This is a genomic window from Streptomyces sp. HUAS 31, from assembly GCF_028198125.1.
GTDB lineage: Bacteria > Actinomycetota > Actinomycetes > Streptomycetales > Streptomycetaceae > Streptomyces > Streptomyces chartreusis.
This window is the reverse complement of the sequence record NZ_CP116353.1, coordinates 3,259,622-3,280,391: the sequence shown is the minus strand read 5'-3', so window position 1 is coordinate 3,280,391 and position 20,770 is coordinate 3,259,622. Positions and strand designations below refer to the sequence as shown.

18 protein-coding genes and 2 tRNA genes are annotated in these 20,770 nt (G+C 70.5%); 16 read left to right on the top strand and 4 right to left on the bottom strand.

From position 1 onward, the window contains the following. Window positions 1–36 precede the first annotated feature (36 nt). On the top strand, window positions 37–2,157 hold the full coding sequence (locus PGH47_RS14465; RefSeq protein WP_271663775.1) for a hypothetical protein: 2,121 nt from the start codon (window positions 37–39) through the stop codon (window positions 2,155–2,157). A gap of 226 nt (window positions 2,158–2,383) precedes the next feature. Next, the gene (locus tag PGH47_RS14460; RefSeq protein ID WP_435887843.1) at window positions 2,384–3,604 is read left to right on the top strand and encodes a glycosyltransferase family 2 protein; all 1,221 of its coding nucleotides are present in this window, start codon (window positions 2,384–2,386) and stop codon (window positions 3,602–3,604) included. Here PGH47_RS14460 and PGH47_RS14455 read toward each other — a convergent pair. Next, a complete protein-coding gene (locus PGH47_RS14455; protein ID WP_271663774.1) occupies window positions 3,573–5,618 on the bottom strand; it encodes a hypothetical protein in 2,046 nt (681 codons plus the stop codon). The genes PGH47_RS14460 and PGH47_RS14455 overlap by 32 nt on opposite strands. Window positions 5,619–5,830: 212 nt before the next feature. Between PGH47_RS14455 and proB the strand changes: the two genes are divergently transcribed. From proB to PGH47_RS14430, 5 genes are all read left to right on the top strand, one after another. Beyond that, window positions 5,831–6,958, top strand: coding sequence for a glutamate 5-kinase (gene proB / locus PGH47_RS14450; RefSeq protein WP_271663773.1), 1,128 nt, complete (start codon window positions 5,831–5,833; stop codon window positions 6,956–6,958). A gap of 155 nt (window positions 6,959–7,113) precedes the next feature. After that, the gene (locus PGH47_RS14445) at window positions 7,114–7,578 is read left to right on the top strand and encodes a hypothetical protein (RefSeq protein ID WP_271663772.1); all 465 of its coding nucleotides are present in this window, start codon (window positions 7,114–7,116) and stop codon (window positions 7,576–7,578) included. A 74-nt stretch (window positions 7,579–7,652) separates the two neighbouring features. After that, window positions 7,653–8,939 carry a glutamate-5-semialdehyde dehydrogenase gene (locus PGH47_RS14440; RefSeq protein WP_269640926.1) on the top strand — a complete coding sequence of 429 codons (1,287 nt, stop codon included), beginning with the start codon at window positions 7,653–7,655 and terminating at the stop codon, window positions 8,937–8,939. 185 nt (window positions 8,940–9,124) lie between these two features. Then, a complete protein-coding gene (locus PGH47_RS14435) occupies window positions 9,125–9,700 on the top strand; it encodes an SCO2584 family spore wall biosynthesis protein (protein WP_271663771.1) in 576 nt (191 codons plus the stop codon). Window positions 9,701–9,823: 123 nt separating this feature from the next. Beyond that, window positions 9,824–10,924, top strand: a complete 1,101-nt coding sequence (locus tag PGH47_RS14430; protein ID WP_271663770.1) for an SCO2583 family membrane protein — start codon at window positions 9,824–9,826, stop codon at window positions 10,922–10,924. Between the two features lie 52 nt (window positions 10,925–10,976). Here PGH47_RS14430 and PGH47_RS14425 read toward each other — a convergent pair whose 3' ends face one another. Further along, window positions 10,977–12,113 carry a M48 family metallopeptidase gene (locus PGH47_RS14425; RefSeq protein ID WP_269640929.1) on the bottom strand — a complete coding sequence of 379 codons (1,137 nt, stop codon included), beginning with the start codon at window positions 12,111–12,113 and terminating at the stop codon, window positions 10,977–10,979. Between the two features lie 139 nt (window positions 12,114–12,252). Between PGH47_RS14425 and PGH47_RS14420 the strand changes: the two genes are divergently transcribed. The 9 genes from PGH47_RS14420 (at window position 12,253) to PGH47_RS14380 (ending at window position 17,437) form a co-directional block, all read left to right on the top strand. Then, window positions 12,253–12,414: a hypothetical protein gene (locus PGH47_RS14420; RefSeq protein ID WP_093745985.1), complete on the top strand. Its 162-nt coding sequence runs from the start codon at window positions 12,253–12,255 to the stop codon at window positions 12,412–12,414. A gap of 131 nt (window positions 12,415–12,545) precedes the next feature. Next, window positions 12,546–12,710: a hypothetical protein gene (locus PGH47_RS14415; protein WP_163016976.1), complete on the top strand. Its 165-nt coding sequence runs from the start codon at window positions 12,546–12,548 to the stop codon at window positions 12,708–12,710. Between the two features lie 77 nt (window positions 12,711–12,787). Continuing rightward, window positions 12,788–13,426 (top strand): nicotinate-nucleotide adenylyltransferase, encoded by a 639-nt coding sequence (gene nadD, locus PGH47_RS14410; protein WP_271663769.1) that lies wholly within the window; start codon window positions 12,788–12,790, stop codon window positions 13,424–13,426. Window positions 13,427–13,451: 25 nt separating this feature from the next. After that, complete coding sequence (locus tag PGH47_RS14405) at window positions 13,452–15,152, top strand: LCP family protein (protein WP_271663768.1); 1,701 nt, start codon at window positions 13,452–13,454, stop codon at window positions 15,150–15,152. Between the two features lie 124 nt (window positions 15,153–15,276). Next, window positions 15,277–15,723 carry a ribosome silencing factor gene (gene rsfS / locus PGH47_RS14400; protein WP_271663767.1) on the top strand — a complete coding sequence of 149 codons (447 nt, stop codon included), beginning with the start codon at window positions 15,277–15,279 and terminating at the stop codon, window positions 15,721–15,723. Continuing rightward, the gene (locus PGH47_RS14395; protein WP_271663766.1) at window positions 15,720–16,391 is read left to right on the top strand and encodes a histidine phosphatase family protein; all 672 of its coding nucleotides are present in this window, start codon (window positions 15,720–15,722) and stop codon (window positions 16,389–16,391) included. The genes rsfS and PGH47_RS14395 overlap by 4 nt, the downstream gene beginning before the upstream one ends. A gap of 106 nt (window positions 16,392–16,497) precedes the next feature. Beyond that, window positions 16,498–16,570, top strand: a tRNA-Ala gene (locus tag PGH47_RS14390). A 439-nt stretch (window positions 16,571–17,009) separates the two neighbouring features. After that, window positions 17,010–17,243, top strand: a complete 234-nt coding sequence (locus tag PGH47_RS14385) for a hypothetical protein (RefSeq protein WP_003976229.1) — start codon at window positions 17,010–17,012, stop codon at window positions 17,241–17,243. 121 nt (window positions 17,244–17,364) lie between these two features. Next, window positions 17,365–17,437: transfer RNA gene (locus PGH47_RS14380), tRNA-Ala, on the top strand. 127 nt (window positions 17,438–17,564) lie between these two features. On the opposite strand, the gene PGH47_RS14375 is transcribed toward PGH47_RS14380, so the two are convergent. Together PGH47_RS14375 and PGH47_RS14370 are read right to left on the bottom strand one after the other, a co-directional pair. Continuing rightward, entirely contained in the window at window positions 17,565–19,178 is a 1,614-nt protein-coding gene (locus tag PGH47_RS14375; RefSeq protein ID WP_107906587.1) for an NADH-quinone oxidoreductase subunit NuoF family protein, read from the bottom strand. Further along, complete coding sequence (locus PGH47_RS14370; protein WP_271663765.1) at window positions 19,175–20,545, bottom strand: ferric reductase-like transmembrane domain-containing protein; 1,371 nt, start codon at window positions 20,543–20,545, stop codon at window positions 19,175–19,177. Before PGH47_RS14370 ends, PGH47_RS14375 begins: the two co-directional genes overlap by 4 nt. Between the last annotated feature and the right edge of the window lie 225 nt (window positions 20,546–20,770).

The following is a 20,770-nucleotide window of genomic DNA, read 5'->3' as shown; positions in this document are numbered from 1 at the left end:
CCTTCAGACCGGCCCCTCTCCTGAGCAGGTTCCTACGTGATATCCACTGCTATTCGCGTCGCCCGGGTGGGCAGCGCGGCCGAGCTGGCCGCGGCGGCCCTCATGGTGCTGGGATTCCCGGCGCTCATGCTGGCCGCGCTCGTCCCGAGCATCCCCGCCTTCGCGGCGGCGGCCGCCGTGACGTACCTGGCGGACCACTATCTGCACCGCAAGGGCAGCTACCTGGTCAACCGCCTGAGCAAGGTCCGGGCCGGTCTGTCGATCCGCTTCCTGATCCGGCAGCTGCTGCTGATCCTGCTGCTGGCCCGCCTCGGCCTCGCGGACGACCTGATCTACTACGGCGCGATCGCCTGCTTCATCGCCTTCTACGGCCTCCAGGCCCCGCACGGCGCGCTGGTCACCCTGATCCGCAACCGCCGCCGTATGCCGGTCGCCACCCGCAACATCGACCTGGCCTCGCGCATCCGCATCCCGGACGCCCCGCCGCGCGTGCTGCTGCACCGCTCCGCCGAGAAGATGCTGCACCTCGACCTCGCGGCCGTCGCCGGCATCCTCGTCTCGGCCTCCCTGGAGTCCGCCGTCGCCGGTTTCATCGGCATCGGCATCACCGTGGGCCTGGGCCTGCTGTACGTGCTGGGGCTCGTGCCGTACGTGCGCGGCGCGAAGATCCCGCCGAACGCCGAGAAGGTCCTGGCCGCCGTCGACGAATGGCTGGCCGAGTACGGGCCCGAGACGGTGCTGTACTTCTCCGGCTCCAAGGACTCCGTCTACCAGGTCAACATGTGGCTGGAGACCATGGAGCAGCTGGACTCCAAGCCGCTGATCATCCTGCGTGAGCGGGCCATCCTGAACAACCTGGCGCCCACCACGGTCCCCGTGATCTGCGTGCCCGGCGGCGTCCACCTGATGAACCTGGACCTGACGAACGTACGCGTCGCCCTGTACGCCGCGAACGTCGGCAAGAACATCCACCTGCTGCGCGTGCCCACCATGAAGCACGTCTTCATCGGCCACGGCGACAGCGACAAGCTGGCCAGCGTCAACCCGTACAGCAAGGTCTACGACGAGGTGTGGACCGCCGGCCGGGCGGGCCGGGACCGCTACGCCATAGCGGACGTCGGTGTCCGCGACGACGACATCGTCGAGGTCGGCCGCCCGCAGCTGGCGCCCATCCAGGGCTGGAGCGGGGTCCCCGAGGGCCGGATCCCGACCGTCCTGTACGCACCGACCTGGGAGGGCTGGGACGGCAACCCGGGCAACACCTCGATCGTGCTGGCCGGCGAGAACATCGTCGAGCGGCTGGTGAAGGCCGACCCGCCGGTCCGCGTCCTGTACAAGCCGCACCCGTTCACCGGCACCGTCAGCAAGGAGGCCGGCGCCGCGCACCGCCGGATCACCGCCCTGGTCGAGCAGGCCGCCGCGGAGCGCGCCACCGACGGGCGCTTCACCGCCGACGCCGCCGCGCGCACCGCCGCCAAGGCCGAGCTCGCCCGGATCGAGACCCGCCTCGCCGAGTTGTCCGGCAAGTCCGCCGGGAACGGCAAGGGTGACGAGGCCGAGGCCACCCGTGACGGCGTGGTCGACCCGGCCGTGCACGAGGAGGTCGCCCGGCTGCGCGGCGAGTGGAACACCGCGTACTGGCGTTCCTTCGGCAGCCACGAGCACCGCGTCATCACGGGCGCAGAGCCGCGTCTGTACGACTGCTTCAACGTCTCCGACGCGATGGTCTCCGACATCTCCAGCGTGGTGTCCGACTTCATCGCCAGCGGCAAGCCGTACGCCGTCACCGACTCGGCCGAGCTGGGTGTGGAGGAGTTCAAGCGGCAGAACACCGCCGTGCGTGCCGCGGTGATCCTGTCCAACGCCGCCACCGAGCTGGGCGGCCTGCTGGACGCCGTACGCGACCCGGCGGGCGACCCGCTGGCCGAGGACCGCGGTGACCTCAAGCGGTACCTGCTGGGACCGGACGAGCCGACGTCCATCGAGCAGTTCAACACCGCCGTGGCGAACCTCGCGCTCAAGGCCGACACCCGCAACCTCGGCCAGGAGACGCCGGCGACCGGAGCCGACGCGGACCCCGAGCCCGAGCCCGACCCCGAGCCGGCGACCGTGCCGGCGCACGGGCTGACGGCGGCCGGGGACGACCTGGCCGGCTGACCCGCGGACCCCACGAACGGCGCGGCCCCCGAGGAGTGATCCTCGGGGGCCGCGCCGTTTCTCGTGGGCCTCTTACGTTTCCCGAATAGCTTGAGGCCATGTCAGTTTGCGATGTGATCTGGACCACCAAATCACAGGCCTGAGGCAACCGCTTGCAACGTCCAGCCGTCTATCAGGTAGCGAATGAGGCGATACGGGGGAAATATCCTGTTGACAAGGGGGAAACGTGACGCAGCCTGATGTGACTGTGATCATCGGGGCGTACGAAGCGATGCCGTACCTCGTCGAGTGCCTGGCTTCGGTCGAGGCACAGACCATCGACCCGGGACGCATCGAGGTCATCGCCGTCGACGACGGTTCCACGGACGGCACGGGGGAGTGCCTGGAGGAGTTCGCGGGCCGGGTGCCCATGCAGGTGACCGTCATCCGGCAGGACAACTCCGGCGGGCCCAGCGGCCCGCGCAACGTCGGACTGGGCAAGGCGACCGGGCGGTACGTCTTCTTCCTGGACGCCGACGACCGGCTGGGCCCCGAGGCCCTGGAGCGCATGGTCGCGATGGCCGACCGGAACGCCACGGACGTGGTCCTCGGCCGCATCGAGGGCGTCAACCGCAGCGCGCCCAAGTCGATGTGGGGCAGGACGCTCGACCGTACGGATGTCTTCTCGTCCAACATCAGGTTCACGCTGAGCGCGCAGAAGCTGTTCCGCCGGGACCTGCTGACGCGGCACAACATGCGCTTCGACGAGTCCCTGTGGACCGGCGAGGACGCGCTGTTCACGATGGAGGCGTACCTGCGGGCGGACGGCGTCTCCGTGATCGCCGACTACACCTGCTACTACCTGGTGGGCCGCGACGACGGCAAGCACGTGACGAAGAGCGGCGGCTACACCCTGCGCTTCGACTCCGCGCGCGCCCTGATGAACCTGATAGCCGAGCACATACCCGCGGGTGACCGCCGCGACGTGCTCATGACGCGCCCGTTACTCATCACCCTGCTGCCGCAGTTCGGGCCCAAGTACGCCAAGGACAGCGAGAAGGTCCGCCGGCACAAGCTGGAACTCGCCAAGCCCCTCATGGACGCCTTCTGGACGCCCGGCATCGCCCGCCGCATGAAGGTCGACGAGCGGCTGCGGCTGCACCTGGTCGCCGAGCAGCGCCCCGAACTCCTGCTGCCCGTCGTGGAGTTCGTCAAGGCCAAGAAGCAGCCGGCGGCCCTCCTGGAGAAGAAGGGTCGCCGTGTCTATCTCGCCTACCCGCACTTCCGGGACGCGGCCACGGGCATCCCCGACTCGGTGTACCTCGCCGAACCCCGCCAGGCCCGCGCCTACCCCGGCTACCGGGACGGCGGCGCGGACTCCTTCGTGCGGCGTGCGGTGCGCAAGGCGCGCCGGGTGCTGAGGTCCTCCGGCGGGGCTACGCCGGGTGGGCGGGCTGCGGCGGCGTAGCCGACCGCTGGTCGGGGATCTCGGTGGCGACCTCCGCCGCCATCCGCTCCGCCATCCGTGCCCGGTGCGCCCGGGCCGCCGAACCCAGCGCCCGTACGGCCTCGTTGAAGCGCTCCTGCGACGTCGGCTCGTCCGGCCCCAGCAGATGGCGCTTCAACTCGGCCCGCGCCTCGACGAGTTCGTCCTTCTCGGGGTGTCGCACCGTTTCGAGCAGGTCCGGCACCCCGGCCGCGTCCGGCGTCAGCACGGTCGCCGCGCGCACCGTCGGGAAGGCCTTGCGGAACACGTCCTCCGCGAGGCCGCTGGTGTTCGCCACGGCGTACGGCTTCCCGCTCGCCAGGAAGTCGCTGACGACGCTCGACACATCGCTGATCAGCAGGTCGGCCACGTTGAAGCAGGCGTACAGCGTGGGCCGCGCATCGACGAAGACCTGGTGCTCCCCCTCGGGCAGCGAGGCCCAGTACGCCTCCTCCCAGGCCGCCGTGGCCGCCGCCACCGCGTCCGCCCGCCCAGGCTCCGGCGCCGACTGGAGCAGCATCCGCTCCAGCTGGTCGGCGTTCGCCCGCACCGCGGTCGTGGTCAGCCGGTCCAGCTCCTTGGTCCGCAGTTCGAGCTCCGCGGTGTCGCTCGGCCGCCCGCCGGCCCGCTCCCGGACCGCCGCCCGGATCAGCTCACGGATCCGCAGATCGGCCGCCCCGGCCCGGGGGTCGACCGACCCCGTGAGCGGATGCGGCTTGTACAGCAGCCGCACACCCGGGTCCGCGAGCAGCGCCCGTACGAGGTTCTCACCGGCCTCGATCACCGACGTGTTGCCCGGGTTGCCGTCCCAGCCCTCCCAGGTCGGCGCGTACAGCACCGTGGTGAGTCCACCGGCCGGCGCCTCCCCCTGCGGCCGTACGGCGTCCAGCTGCGGACGGCCGATCTCCACCACGTCCTTGTCCTCGACGCCGACCTCGGCCAGCGCGTACCGCTCCCGCGCCGCGGGGCCGGCCACCCACACCTCGTCGTACGCCTTCGCGTACGGGTTGCAGGACGACAGCTTGTCGCTCTCCCCGTGGTTGACGAAGGTGTGCTTGAGCGTGGGGATCCGCAGGACCTGGGAGGTCTTGCCGGAGTTCGAGGGGTGGATGAGTACCTCCAGCGAGGACTCCTCCAGACGCATCAGCGTGGACACCTTCGGCAGACACAGGATCGGCACGTCGGTGGGGCCGATCTTCGCCACCATGAACCGCTCACGCAGCACGATCAGCGGACGGCCATCCAGCTGTGCGAGCGGTTCCAGCCACATGTTCGCCTGGTACGCCGAGGAGACGCCACCGGAGAAGTACAGGCCCGCCGTCGGCCGGTACTCCGCCAGCCAGGCGTCCAGCCACTGAAGGGTCTCGTTCTCGTCCGCCGGGCGGCGGCTCGGCAGCAGCCGTACGAGAAGGTCGTACAGGCCCACCAGGGCGAGCCCCAGGGACAGCGCGATGCCGAGGGCGGCGCAGCGCGGGTCGTCCGTGGCGGCCGTGGCCAGCAGGCCCGCGGTGGTCGGGAGGCCGAAGACCAGCAGCCGGTCGCCGGGGCGGCGCAGCAGGGCCGGCGGGGCGGTGGAAAGGCGCAGCGCGGAGGCGTCGATGTTGCGGGTGACCACCGGCAGGGTCCGGGTGCGGCGCACCAGCACCGAGACCGCCTGGATCGCGCAGTGCAGGGCGTAGAAGGCGAGCAGGCCCCCGACCAGCGGCGTGTACACCGACTCCCGGTCCTGCTCGCCGAGCCGCAGCAGGGCGACGACCAGCAGCAGGTCCCGCAGCACGTGCCGCACGGTGATGTCAGCGTGCGACTTGGCGAACACCGAGAGCATGCCGCGTTGCCAGCGGTACATCACGCCCTCGACGGCCAGGGACACGACCGTCGAGGCGAGCAGCAGCGGCACGTGCGGCTGCAGCGCGGCCAGGGCTTGGCCGCAGAATGCTGCGACCAGGAGCGCCGCGACCAGGGCTCTGGCCGGGACGCTGGACAGGGGTGTGGGCAACTGCGGTCACTCCAAGGTCGGCGCGGGGAAGCCTGCGCTCCGGTTAACGCGCGGCAGCGTACAGACGACACGCACATGTCTTGAAGGCTTTGGGTGGCTGAGAATGGTCACGTTTTGGCTGTCCGGGGACTGGACCGATGCGCACCACGCGATCCGCTTCGCGTAGATTTCGGGGGAGGCAGCCGGCATCCGCGCAAGGGGGAAGAGCACAGGTGGCAGGGGCAAGGCAGGGTGTGCACGAGGCCCGCAGGGTCGTCGTCAAGGTGGGCTCCTCGTCACTGACCACCGCGTCCGGCGGCCTCGACGCGGACCGCGTCGACGCGCTGGTCGACGTCCTCGCCAAGGGCCGCAGCGGCGGGGAGCGGGAGATCGTCCTGGTCTCCTCCGGCGCCATCGCGGCCGGGCTCGCCCCGCTGGGGCTGCGCCGCCGCCCCAAGGACCTCGCCCGCCAGCAGGCCGCCGCGAGCGTCGGACAGGGCCTGCTGGTCGCCCGCTACACCGCCTCCTTCGCGCGCTACGCCGTCCGTGTCGGACAGGTGCTGCTGACCAGCGACGACATGAGCCGTCGCGCTCACCACCGCAACGCCTCGCGCACCCTCGACAAGCTCCTCGCGATGGGCGCGTTCCCGATCGTCAACGAGAACGACACCGTCGCCACGGACGAGATCCGCTTCGGCGACAACGACCGGCTCGCCGCCCTCGTCGCCCACCTCGTCCGCGCCGACCTGCTGGTGCTGCTCTCCGACGTGGACGGCGTCTACGACGGCGACCCGAGCAGGCCCGGGACCTCGCGGATAGCGGAGGTGCGCGGGCCCGAGGACCTCGCCCACGTCGAGATCGGCAGCGCGGGCAAGGCAGGCGTCGGCACCGGCGGCATGGTCACCAAGGTCGAGGCGGCCCGGATCGCGGCGGCCGCCGGCATCCCCGTCGTCCTGACCAGCGCGATCCACGCCGCCGAGGCCCTGTCCGGCGGCGACACCGGCACCTGGTTCCACGCCACCGGCAAGCGCTCCGCCGACCGTCTGCTCTGGCTCCAGCACGCCTCCACGCCCCAGGGGTCGCTCACCTTGGACGACGGCGCGGTACGGGCGGTCGTGGAGCGCCGCAAGTCCCTGCTGCCGGCCGGGATCGCGGCCGTCGAGGGCGAGTTCAGCGCGGGCGACCCGGTCGAGCTGCGCGACACCTCGGGGCGCGCGGTCGCCCGCGGGCTCGTCAACTTCGACGCCAAGGAGATCCCCCAGCTGCTGGGGCGGTCCACGCGCGAGCTCGCCCGGGAACTCGGGGCGGAGTACGAGCGGGAGGTCGTGCACCGCGACGACCTGGTGCTCCTGGAGCCGTAGGCGGCCGAAAACAGGGGGAACGCCCCGTTTCAAAGTTCGCCCTGAGGTGGACGTTCCGCAAAACCGCCCCGCGAGCCCTTGCGGCCTGCTCAACTTTGTCTACGGGACACATTCCGCACGACCACAGGGTCGGTCACTGCGAAAAGGAGGCCGTCGTGAGACGAGTGCGCCCTGGAACGGCGTCCCGCAGTGCCGGTGGGGGCTCGTCCCGTGCGGCCGGTGAGGAGCGTGCGTTGACCAGCGTGGCGGCCGGCGACCGGTACGAGCAGCCCGAGGACCTGCCCCGCCTGTGGCACGTCACCCTCTCGGTCTCCGGCCAGGAGGCCCCGCTGAAGGAGGTCCGGCGCGCTCTCGAACAGCTCGCCCACGACCACCCCTTTCTGCTGACCAGCCGGTACGCGGGCGACCACGCCGAGATCCGCTACTGGGAAGAGGCCCGCGATCTGCACGACGCGGCTGCCGTCGCCCTGCGCCTGTGGGGCGAGCACCGGCAGAGCGCGGGACTGCCGCCCTGGGAGATCGTCGGCCTGGAGGTCATCGACCGCGAGACCTATCACCAGCGCATCGCCGAGGGCTACGGACCGCCACCGGCGACTCCGGTGGGTGTCCATCCGTATTGAGCGGCCCTGGGCGGCTTGTCTCGCGGTTCGGAATGCGCGGGGGAACGGTCCGGCAACCGCACTACCCTTCTTTCATGACCACGCTCTCGCCGTACGACTCCATGTCCCCGGTCAACCGGGCCGCCTACCGCGCCAAGGCCGCCGCCGCCGACCTCGCCCCGCTGCCGCGGGCCGAGAAGGACGACGCGCTGCTCGCCATCGCGGACGCCCTGGAGGTCCGTACGAGTGAGATCGTCGAGGCCAACGCCAAGGACATCGCCAAGGCCCGCGAGGCCGGCACCAGCGAGGCGATCGTCGACCGGCTGACGCTGACGCCGGAGCGGGTGCGGGCCATCGCCGCCGATGTGCGGGACGTCGTCGCGCTGCCCGACCCGGTCGGCGAGGTCGTGCGCGGCTCGACCCTCCCCAACGGCATCGACCTGCGCCAGGTCCGCGTCCCGCTGGGTGTCGTCGGGATCATCTACGAGGCCCGCCCGAACGTCACCGTGGACGCCGCAGCCCTGTGCCTGAAGTCCGGCAACGCCGTGCTGCTGCGCGGCTCGGCCTCGGCGTACGAGTCGAACACCGCCCTCGTCCGGGTGATCCGGGACGCCGTGGGCGGTGCCGGGCTGCCCGCCGACGCCGTGCAGCTGGTGCCCGGCGAGAGCCGCGAGAGCGTGCGCGAGCTGATGCGGGCCCGCGGCCTGGTCGACGTGCTGATCCCGCGCGGCGGCGCCTCGCTGATCCAGACGGTCGTCTCGGAGTCGATCGTCCCCGTCATCGAGACCGGCACCGGCAACTGCCACGTCTACGTCGACGCCCACGCCGACCTCGACATGGCGATCGAGATCCTGATCAACTCCAAGGCCCAGCGCGTCAGCGTCTGCAACGCCGCCGAGACCCTCCTGGTCCACCAGGACATCGCCCCCGAGTTCCTGCCGCGCGCCCTGGACGCCCTCGCGGAGGCCGGCGTCACCGTGCACGCGGACGAGCGGGTGATGGCGTACGCCAAGGACTCCAAGGCCACCGTCGTCGAGGCCACGGCCGAGGACTGGGAGACCGAGTACCTGTCGTACGACATCGCAGCCGCGGTCGTGGACTCGCTGGACAAGGCCGTCGAGCACATCCGGCTGTGGACGTCCGGTCACACCGAGGCGATCGTCACCACTTCGCAGCAGGCCGCCCGCCGCTTCACCCAACTGGTCGACTCCACGACGGTCGCGGTGAACGCCTCCACCCGCTTCACCGACGGCGGCCAGTTCGGCTTCGGCGCGGAGATCGGCATCTCCACGCAGAAGCTGCACGCCCGCGGCCCGATGGGGCTGCCGGAGCTGACCAGCACCAAGTACATCGTCACCGGGGACGGGCACGTACGGCGCTGAATCAGGCCGTTCCCGGGCCGTCGGCGCGCGTCGGCGGCCCTCGGGGCGCATGGCGCACGGCCAGGGCATATGCGCCCGACACGCGCCCCCGGAATGACTCCGTGCCGCAGGACGGGTGTCTCACAAGGCGGATGAATTTCCATACCGTCTGCCCAAATTGACCCCCCAGGGCTACTCTGGATCCCGTGCCGGAGGACGTGGGGGGCACGCCGTTCCCTGACGGCTGGGAGCCCGACGACGACCACGACCGCGGGGTGTCGGACGAAGAGTTCGCCTCCGTGGTCTTCGACGAGGCCTTCGTGCAGGCGGCCGCGGTGCACGAGCCGACCGCCGTCGAGCGCCTCCTGGCCGCCGCCCAGGCGAGAGCGGAGGCCTCCGAGGCGGAGGCCCGCCGGGCCCATGGCAGGGGCGAGCGGTACGAGGAGGGGTACGGCCCCGACGGCCGCGCCGGATTCGGCCATGATCCCGACCTGGACGATCTGGACGACACGGACATCCTGGAGGGCCCCTACGGCGCCCCGGGCGCCTATGGCAAGCAGGTCCGCTGGCACCGTCCCGTCGCCTGGATGCTCGCCCTCGTGATGGGCATCGGCATGGTCGCGCTGGCCTTCACGGCGGTCTATCGCGGCGCCTCCTCGGGCAGCAGGGACCAGGTCCCGCCGCCGGCCTCCACCGGCCTGGAGCAAGGCAGCGGAGCGGCTCCCTCCGCCTCCGCGGACTACTCGCCGCCGGCCGTCCCGGCGACCCCGCGCACGCCCTGACAGGCAGTCGATCGAGGGGCCGGGCGCCACTCGCAGCCGCCGGGCGATCCTGGTGAGAACCTGTCAGAACTTGTCGCGCAGCGGGGCGTTTACCCGAGCTCTCCGCGACCTACCCTTGAAGATATGGGAGGGTCCGCAGACCCACCCGAGGGGACACCCGAAGGCGGCCCCGGAGGTGGCGAGGAAGAGTACCGATCCGTCGTCTTCGACGAGTCGTTCATCCGTGCTGCCCGCCTCCAGGAGTTCTCCGCCCAGGAGCGGATGGCCGACCACGCCCCCGCCGTGCGCAGGCGGGCGCCCGTGCGCCGGGGCCTGTCCCGGCAGGCCCTCGTCCTCGTCCTGCTGATCGCCGTCGCCTTCGGCACGGCGATCTACATGGGTGTACGGCACCCCTACCAGGGCCCCGCCGAGTCCGGGCCGCCCGCCGAGCCGCTGCGGATGACCGTCATCCCGCTGGCCCCCGAGGGTGAGGTGCCCGGGGCGAGCGACACCGACCACCTGTACGCGAGCAGTCCGGCCGCGCAGTTCCGGATCGGCGCCGAGGGCATACCGCTGCCGGCCGCGCGGCGCACCGCGCACTTCTCGGACGGTCAGGTCACGAACGCGCTGAGCATCGCGAAGGACTACATCGTGCGGTCCTCGCTGTACCCGGAGGTGTTGACCGGCGACCAGATCCGGCCGGTGCGGGTGCTGCTGGACCCCGACCAACTGGACCAGTTCGACCAGAGCTTCGCTCACCCGGCCGCGGACGGCCGGCACGCGCCGACCGGCTGGCTGGTCCGCTTCGACTCCTCGCAGGCGCAGCTGGCCGACCGCGGCATCCGGGTGCAGGGCACGCTCCAGGCCGCCGAGACCGACGCGTCGACGCTGGAGGTCACCGCCGACCACACGTTCGTGTACGCGCTGAAGGCGGTGGCCGCCGGCGCCGGCGAGAAGGCGGCGGCCGCTGTGAAGGCGGCCGAGGCGTCCCTGTTCACCGTGCGCCGGGAGCTGCACTTCCGCTTCGACCGCGAGGACCTGCGGCTGCACCAGACCCAGCTGATGGTCTCCTACGTCCAGGCGGGCCCGCTGTCCTGCGCCGAGGACTCCACGAACCGGCTGCATCCGCTGCTCGCGGGCCAGACCGCGAAGGAGGGCGGCCCGGCGGGCACCGACCCGTACGCCACGGGCGGCGCGACGGCGCTGTGCGGGTCCCTGGCGACGGGGTCGCAGCCCAAGGTCTGAGCGTCCGGTCCGGGCACCGTGCGGTCGCCCGGACCGACGTCGAGACGTGCCCTCAGTTCTTGCTTCCGGCGTCGCCCGGACCGTCCGTGCCCGGACCGTCGGCGCCGTCCGTGCCCGTGCCGTCCGGACCCGGCTCGTCCCTCGGGGGCGCGCTCGTGAAGCCGCCGAAGCCCCGGCGCACCCGGCCGCCCAGGTCGCCCGCGCCACCGGCGATGTCCGTGACCAGTTTCATCAGCGGGTCCTTGGAGGACTTCACATGGGTGGCGTAGTGGGACGCCGACTCGCGGAAGGAGTCGGTGACCGAGGTGTCCTTGTCCTCGGTGCGCCGCGGGTAGTGGCCGTCCATGATCCGCTGGAAGTCGCGGGACTCGGCCCACTTCTTCAGCTCGGCGGCACGAACCGTGGTGAACGGGTGCGAGCGCGGCAGTACGTTCAGGATCTTCAGCACCGAATCGCGCAGGTCACCGCCCGCCTCGTACTCCTCGGCCTGCTTCAGGAAGGCGTCCACGTTCATCTCGTGGAGGTGGTTGCCGCCCGCGATCTTCATCAGGCCGCGCATCGAGGCCTTCAGGTCCTGGCCGACCAGCAGGCCCGCCCGGTCCGCGGACAGCTCCGACTTGCGGAACCACTCGCGCAGCGCCGTCACGATCGCCATGATCGCGAGGTTGCCCAGTGGGATCCACGCGACCCGGACGGCGAGGCTGGTCAGGAAGAGCAAGATCGTGCGGTAGACGGCGTGGCCGGAGAGGGCGTGGCCCACCTCGTGGCCGATGACCGCCCGCATCTCCTCCTCGTCGAGCAGCTCCACCAGGCCCGTCGTGACGACGATGATCGGCTCGTCCAGGCCGATGCACATCGCGTTCGGCACCGGGTCCTGGTTGACGTACATCGGCGGGACCTTCTCCAGGTCCAGGATGTAACAGGCATCCCGCAGCATGTCGTTGAGGTGCGCGAACTGCTGGTCCGACACCCGCACCGAGTCGGACAGGAACAGCAGCCGCAGGCTGCGCTCGGGCAGCAGCCCGCTGAGCGCCTTGAAGACCGTGTCGAAGCCGCTGAGCTTGCGCAGGGCCACCAGGGCCGAACGGTCCGCGGGGTGTTCGTACGCACGCGAGGAGATCCCCGGGAAACGCCTGCGCTGCCTGCTCGGCACGTTCTCGTGACCGTCGTGCTCGTGGCCGTCGGACATGTCTTTCCCCCATGTGCGAGTGGATGGGTCTCTCTCGGCCCTTTGCGGAGCCTTGTTCCGCCCTTTGCGCCCCCCGAAGCAGAGCCCAGCCTAGGCGGAGTTACCTTGGACGGGCACTACAGCGAAGGAGTTCCGCGTCATGGAGCACAACCCCTCGGCCGCCTGGCTCACCGAGGCCGCGCGGGCGGCCGAGCAGCAGGGAGCGGGGAATCTGCTCCGGGTCGTACTGATCGTGATGGTCGTGGGCTGTGTGCTGACCGCGTGGTTCCTGTTGCGGGGCTACAGGCAGAAGGACGACTGAACCGCCGGGAAGGTTGCCCGCCGGTCCGTCCCGGGCGCCCCAACGGTGGAGTCGGCGTGATCGACGTCATGGCAGCCGCTTACGATGGGCCGACGTCTTTATCCCGCCCACACCGATAGGTCACGCCGAAGATGAGCTTCCACAGCGCAGCTGCCCAGTTGGTCACCCTCGCCGCCGAGGGCGAGGAGCACGGCGGCAACCACGACAGCATCAGCCCGCTGGCCACCGGTGGCGGCGCGTTCATCATTCTCATGCTGCTGCTGTGGATCACCACCCGCTTCAACCGCGACCGCTGAGTCCCGGCCAGCCCCCTCGCTCCGCCCGCGCGACTGTCGGCCGGAGCTCTCAGGCGGGGCCGGTAGGGTCTGCACGCATGGGAGAGCAGGACATGCCTACCGGCCCCGGAAACGGCCCGTCGAACCCCGGCAAGCGCCGGCTCGGCGTCATGGGCGGAACCTTCGACCCGATCCACCACGGGCACCTCGTCGCGGCCAGTGAGGTCGCCGCGCAGTTCCACCTGGACGAGGTCGTGTTCGTGCCGACCGGCCAGCCGTGGCAGAAGAGCCACCGGAATGTCTCCCCGGCCGAGGACCGCTATCTGATGACGGTCATCGCCACCGCCGAGAACCCGCAGTTCTCCGTCAGCCGCATCGACATCGACCGCGGCGGTCCGACGTACACGGTGGACACCCTGCGCGATCTGCGCGCGCTCAACCCCGACACGGACCTCTTCTTCATCACCGGCGCCGACGCCCTCGGCCAGATCCTGACCTGGCGCGACTCGGAGGAGCTGTTCTCCCTCGCGCACTTCGTCGGGGTCACCCGGCCCGGCCACCACCTGGACGACGCCGGCCTCCCGGAGGGCGGAGTGTCGTTGGTCGAGGTTCCCGCGCTGGCCATCTCGTCCACCGATTGCCGCGCGAGAGTCGCGAAGGGAGATCCCATCTGGTATCTGGTGCCGGACGGAGTCGTGCGCTACATCGACAAACGTGAGCTGTACCGCGGCGAGTGAGGCAGTGAGCCGAGAGGGGCTACCGGTGAACGACCGATACGACGCGGGGGCGGCAGGACACGGCGCCGACCAGTACGAACTCGTCGGCTACGACGAGTACGGACGGCCGGTGTACCGACAGGTCCCGCCACAGCAGCAGACACAGCAGCCGTACGACAGCTACGCACAGCAGGGATACGGCTACGACCCGTACGCGACGGGCGGGCAGCAGGCCCAGCAGTACGACCCCTACGGCGGCGACACCGGACAGCAGCCGCAGACGCCGTCCTACGACCCCTACGGCACCGGGACGCACCAGCAGCAGCACACCGGCGGCCACTCGGCGTCGTACGACCCCTACGGCCGTACCGCCGCCGGCGGGCAGCAGCCGCGGGTCGCCGAGCAGACCGCCTACATCCCGCACCAGGCCGGACCGGTCGAGGAACCGGTGACCCAGGAGCGGGGCGACCGGGACTACCGCACCGAGCAGTTCGCCTTCGTCGAGGAGCCCGACCAGGACTCCGAGGACGTCATCGACTGGCTGAAGTTCACCGAGAACCGCACCGAGCGCCGCGAGGAGGCCAAGCGACGGGCACGCGCGCGTGTCGTCGCCCTCGTGGTCGTCCTGGCGCTCGCCGCGGCCGGCGGCGTCGGCTACCTCTGGTACGCCGGGAAGCTGCCCGGCCTGACGTCGTCGGACGACAAGAAGGACACCGCGACACCGACGGGCGCCCAGAAGCGCGACGTGATCGTCGTCCACCTGCACAACACCAAGAAGGGCGGCACCTCCACGGCGCTGCTCGTCGACAACACCACCACCAAGCAGGGCACCACGGTCCTGCTGCCCAACGCCCTCGCGCTCTCGGGCGACGACGGCAGCACGACCACGCTGGCCAAGTCGGTCGACGACGACGGTTCCTCCGGCACCCGCGACGAGATCGACACCGTCCTCGGCACCGAGATCCAGGGCACCTGGCGGCTGGACACCCCCTACCTCCAGAACCTCGTCGACCTGATCGGCAACATCGAGGTCGACACCAACGCGAACGTCCCCGACCCGGAAGCCAAGTCCAAGGGCACCGCGCCCCTGGTGCGCAAGGGCAAGGCGCAGACCCTCAGCGGCAAGTCGGCCGTCGCCTACGCCACCTACCAGGGCTCGGGCGAGGCACAGAACGCACAACTGGAGCGCTTCGGGCAGGTCATGCAGGCCGTGCTGCGCAAGCTGACCTCGGACGCGCAGGGCGCCACCACCACCGTCCAGACGCTCGGCATGATCATCGAGCCGCCGCTGACCGACAAGGACCTCGGCGCCTTCCTCGCCAGGCTCGCCGACCTCGCCAAGGGCGGCGACTACAAGACGGCCCTGCTGCCGGTGCAGACCGACGGCACGCTGAGCGCCCAGGCGAGCGCCAGCGTCGTCAAGGACGTCCTCGGCGGCACCGCGAAGAGCCCCGACAAGGACGCCGCGATCCGGGTGTCCGTGCGCAACGCGAGCGGCGTCAAGGACAACACCGGCAAGGCCCGCGTGGTCCTGCTGAACGGCGGCTTCTCGTTCCAGGACGGCGGCTCCGGGGCCGCCGAGGCCACGTCGGAGGTCGTCTACGCCGACGCCGCCGACAAGGACGACGCCACCGAGGTCGCCAAGACGCTCGGACTGCCCGCGGGCGCGGTCAGCAAGGGCGAGGTGTCCGGGAACGCCGACGTGTCCGTGGTCCTGGGCCAGGACTACGCCCCGTCGTCCTCGTAACACCGGTCGGCACATCGCCGCAGGCCACCCCACGTGAAGCGATAATCACGTGGGGTGCTGTCACTGGTCCGTGAGACCCTTGATGTCGAGTGAAGTCAAGTGTCCGCCGATCGAAAGCCTTGTAGTGACCGCTACCGACCGTTCCCTCGAGCTCGTCAACACCGCCGCCCAGGCCGCAGCCGACAAGCTCGCGCACGACATCATCGCCTACGACGTCAGCGACGTCCTGTCGATCACGGACGCCTTCCTGCTGGCCTCCGCGCCCAACGACCGCCAGGTCAAGTCGATCGTCGACGAGATCGAGGAGCGGCTCAACAAGGAGCTCGGCGCCAAGCCGGTGCGCCGCGAGGGCGACCGCGAGGCCCGCTGGGTCCTGCTCGACTACGTCGACATCGTCGTCCACGTCCAGCACAGCGAGGAGCGCGTGTTCTACGCCCTCGAGCGGCTGTGGAAGGACTGCCCCGAGCTCGAACTGCCCGAGGACGCCAGGGCCACCCGCGGCAAGGCCGCCGAGCACGCCAAGCTCCAGGCCGCCGAGGAGGCCGCCGAGCTCGGCGGTGAGTGGCGATGAGTGCCACCGGCGAGGTGTCCGCGGGCCGCCCCGGCCGCGGCCGCCGCGTCATCCTGTGGCGGCACGGCCAGACCTCCTGGAACGTGGAGCGCCGCTTCCAGGGCTCCACGGACGTCCCCCTCACCGAGGCGGGCATCTCCCAGGCCCGCCGCGCCGCCCGGCTGCTCGTCAACCTCAAGCCGGACGCGATCATCGCCTCCGACCTTCAGCGCGCCGCCGCCACGGCGGCCGAGCTGGCCGGGCTCACCGGCCTGGAGGTGACGCACGACGAGGCCCTGCGCGAGACCTACGCGGGCGTCTGGCAGGGGCTGACGCACGAGGAGATCATCGCCCGCCACGGCGAGGAGTACGCCGCGTGGAAGCGCGGTGAGCCGGTGCGCCGCGGCGGTGGCGAACTGGAGACCGAGGTCGCCGACCGCGCCGCGCCCGTGGTGCTCCGGCACGCCGAGAAGCTGCCGGACGACGGCACCCTCGTGGTGGTCAGCCACGGCGGCACCATCCGTACGACCATCGGCCGTCTCCTCGGGCTCCAGGCCCGGCACTGGGAGAGCCTCGGCGGCCTCTCCAACTGCTGCTGGTCGGTCCTGGGTGAGGGCGCGCGCGGCTGGCGCCTGCTGGAGCACAACGCCGGCACCCTGCCGGAGCCGGTCCTCGGCGACGACGACTGAAGCCGGGCTCCCCGGCCGGGGCGACCCGGGGCCCCGGATTTCACTTTCTGGCAGGTCGCAGGCTAAAGTTCTTCTTGTTCGCCCCGCTGAGCGGGGCGGAACGCAAGGGGCTATAGCTCAGTTGGTAGAGCGCCTGCATGGCATGCAGGAGGTCAGGAGTTCAATTCTCCTTAGCTCCACAGTCAGACAACAAGATCCCGTCGATCGCTCAGATCGGCGGGATCTTCTGGTATCCGAACTGTTCGGGTCCGTCTTGAGTCACTTGGGCCTCGCAGGCGTATACCTCTCAGGAGAGGCGCGTTGGGGTGCGTGTTCGCACGGTTCGTACGGCATGGAGGCTGCCGTGTCCGGACTGGTACTGAGGCGTCGCTGACCGTATTGGTCCGGCCGTGGCAGAATCAAACGGCCGGAGGGGGCGCGGCCCGACGGGAGGGAGTAGCGATGCCTGCGAGCATCCTCGGAGAGGTCGGTCACCTCTTCGAAGCAGCATTGACACGGGACACGATCACCCGCCTCAGCTGCCCTTCCTGCGGCTCCGTCCACGTCGCCCAGCTTCTCGGTGACAACGGCGGAGTTTCCTACGTGTGCACGGCCTGCGGCCACAGCTGGAGCTGATCGATGGGTGCACACAGGCGAAAGTGCGACTGGTGCGGCAGCGGAACGCCGATCGTCCGTGACATGGAACCGGTGAACCCCGACTACCAGTACTGGTGCGAGGAATGCGCGCGGGCGCTGATCATAAAAGGCGACCCGATCGAGACCTACCGTGAACTCGAGGGCGAGCCGATCTACGGCCGGCTCCTCGAGGAACACTGCACGCTGAAGCGCTTCTATTCCTTCGTCACGGCATGACCTTCGGGTCATAAATTCCGACATTTCGGGGCGTACTGCCCTGGAGGGTAAACGATTTGGTGCTGCACCCGGTCGACCGGTAATGTTGGCGTCGCCGCCGGGGAAACCGGGCGGAACGCAAGGGGCTATAGCTCAGTTGGTAGAGCGCCTGCATGGCATGCAGGAGGTCAGGAGTTCAATTCTCCTTAGCTCCACAGCAAGATCCCGCCGGATGGATTCCATCCGGCGGGATCTTTTTCGTGTGGCGCCTGGGAGGCGAACACCCTTGGTTCCGAACGCCCTTGATTGCAGGGGCCGTCCCGGTGGGACGGCCCCTGGGGCTCAGCGGCCCAGGGCGCGCCTGCCGCGGCCCTGGGAGAGGACCGGCAGGTTGTTGCGGGAGGTGTCCTGCCCGCGGGTGTCCTCCTCGATCCGCAGGGCGAGGGCGGGGCAACGCCGCACCGCGCGCAGGGCCTTGGCCTCGGCATAGCGCGGCACCATCGCCTGGGCGACGGTCGGGAAGCCGTCCGCGCCGAGCTGGAAGACCTCCGGGAGGATGTCGGCGCACAGGCCGTGGCCGCGGCACAGCGTCCAGTCGACGTAGATCTTCTGGCGGGCCGGGCCGTTCTCCTCCTCCTCGGCGCCGCCCGGGATGCCCGTGGGAGCCCTGCCGCCCTCGAAGAGCGGCAGAACGCCCTCCACGGGCCGTCCGCAGCCATTGCCGAGGACATGGGCCGCGAGGTCGTCCGTGAACGCCTTGATGGTCGACTCCAGGAACATCGCGGAGCCGTCCGGGTGCGAGCACGCGCCGCGCCGCTTCACGTTCTTGGCGACCTGCTTGAGCGCCTCCAGGGCGGCAGGCCCGCCGCCGTTGAGGATGTCCTCAAGGCCGCGCGCGGCGGCCGGCAGACCGAGGTAGCAGGGGCCGCACTGGCCCGCGCTCTCCTCGGCCAGCCACTGCGCCACCCGCAGCGACTCGCCCAGCGGGCAGGTCTCCTGAGTGATCGGCAGGACCGCGCCGGCGCCGAGCGCGCCGCCCACCGCGTCCAGGGAGTTGCGGGAGACGATCGCCTCGTTGACCGTCGCCGCGTCGATCCACTTGCCGTGGTAGCCGCCCGTCAGCACGCCCTGCGGCACCGGCGGGGCGCCGGCCAGCTGGAGGACGTAGCGCAGCGGTACGCCCGTGGGCACCTCGATGACCATCGGGCGGGCGACCGCGCCGGAGACGGTGAGCATGACGGTGCCCGGCTCGTCGTACAGGCCGGTGTTGCCGTAGCGCTCCGGGCCGATGCGGGCGGCGATGGCCAGCTGCGCGAACGTCTCGGCGTTGGAGAGCAGGGTCGGTGCACCGCCGACGCCGTTCTGCGAGGCGCTGACCTTGCGGCCGGGCGGGATCGCCGGGCCGCCGTCGATCGAGCGGATCACGGAGGCCGCGGCACCGGTGACCATGCGCACCGGGTTGCGCTGCACGAACGCGCGTAGCGCCGAGCGCCGGCTGTTGCTCAGGCCGCGCTCGGCGAGGGCCGCCTCCATGGAGCGCTGGGTGGACTCCCGGGTCACCGCGATCACGAGCGTGCGGGCACCCATGGCCTCGGCGCACAGCAGCGCGCCGTCCAGGATGAGATGCGGGGCACGGTTGATCATCACCGTGTCCTTGCGGCAGGCCGGTTCGTCCTCACTGCCGTTGACCACGACGACGGGCCGTACGCCGCGCTTGATCGCGGTCTCGGCGACGGAGCGCAGCTTCTTGTGGAAGGGGAAGCCCGCGCCGCCGCGGCCCTTCAGGTTGATGTTCTCGGCGAGCTTGGCGAGTTGCTCGCCGCCCATCGGTTCGAGCGGCCCGTGCACCTTCAGGTGCATGGGCAGATCGAGTCTTTCGACAAGGTCGAAGCCCGACGTGAGCTGAGGAAGCCCGACGACGCGGACTTCTGGTACGTCGGGCAGGGCCTCGTTCACTTAAACCCTCCGGAAGGCGTGTTCCAAGGTTCGCCCGAACCCGGTGCCTCGAAGTCGTAGGGGGCACCGGGGAATGTTTCAGTGGCGGGACCGCTGTTGTTGTACGTGTCGTTCTGGTTGTACGTACCGAAGACGGCGTTTGTCTCAGAGGTGTCGTACACATCACTCGACCCGTAGCCGGCCGCGTTGGATCCGTAGCCCGAAGTGTTCGAACCGTAGGTCGTGGTTCCGGAATTGTCGTAGACCGGGATGTTGTAGCTCGTGTCGTTGAGCGGGTCGTAGGCGGACGGGGGTGCCTCGCCGACCGGGGGCGGGGAGGGGATGGGCCAGTTGCCGGTGCTGCTGGAGCTGCCGTCGACGCGCGGCATCGCCTCCGTCGGCTGCATGTCCATGGGCAGGTCCATGCGGGAGGTCTGGTCGGCGTACGGCTGCTGTTGCCCGCCGCGCGGGTTGACGGCGCGGTAGGCGGCGGCGAAACCGCCGGTGGTCTCCGCGGCCGAGGGGGGCTGGGAGGGCATGCCGGGCAGTGGGCCGGTGCGCTCGTCGCGGGAACGGCGCTCATCGCGCGGGCCCCGCCCGGGGCGCCGGTCCTCGTAGCCGGGCAGGGAGGAGCCGGATGCCGCCCGGGCGCGGCTCTCCTCCAGGTCCTCGCGCAGGCCCGGCTCGTTGCCGATGATCTGGGCGAGGCGGTCGGCGAACTTGCGCTTGACCGGGCGCGGGGCCGCGCGCAGGGCGAGGGCCGCGGCGACGGCGACCACGCAGAGTTCGTAGCTGACCATGAAGAACGTCTTCGCCGGGCGGCCGGCGAACAGGCCGTGGATCAGGGCCGCGCACCAGGCCGGGTAGGCCAGCATGTGCATCGCGCGCCAGCGTGCCGCGACCGGCGCGGGGGAGGCGAACTGGTTGCGCAGGGCGCCGGTGACGCCGACGAAGATCATGAGCAGGGCGGCCAGGGAGCCAAGGCCGATGAGGAACGCGCTGCCCGGGATCTCGCTGCCGCCGGCGAACAACAGGCTGAAGGGGATGATCGCGGCGATCGGGCTGGCGTGGTCCAGGGCCAGCTTGACGCCGATGTGCACCAGGAGGAACGCGATCGAGGCGACGGCGGTCACCCGGTGGATGCCCTGCGCGATGATCCGCTGACGGGTGTTGAGGATCATCCGGTCCTGGGCGACCAGGCCCCAGATGACGGAGCAGGTGAGGCAGACGAGCGAGAGGACACCGGCACCGAAGTTGAGGAACTCCTGGAGCCAGGTGCCGCCGAGCAGCACTACCAGGGGTATGAGAAGCAGAACAGCGGCGGTCGCAACCCCGTAGGCCGACCGGCCCGTCCTGGGAAGCGAACTGTTACTACGACGAGGGTTCATGGGGGCAACTCCGAGCGGTTCGGGAAGGCGGTCCCGCTGCCGCACTCTAAGTGGCTCCATACCGGGGGGTACGGCGTTTGAGTTATTGCGTTGTTATCTACGGGCTGTGTGGGGCATGCGATGTCCCTTAGCGTCTGTTACGCCAGGTAACAATTGAACGTTGTTCAGCTTTTCCATGTCTTCACAACTCCCAGGTACGGATCAGGGGGCGCGGTTGTTCATGTG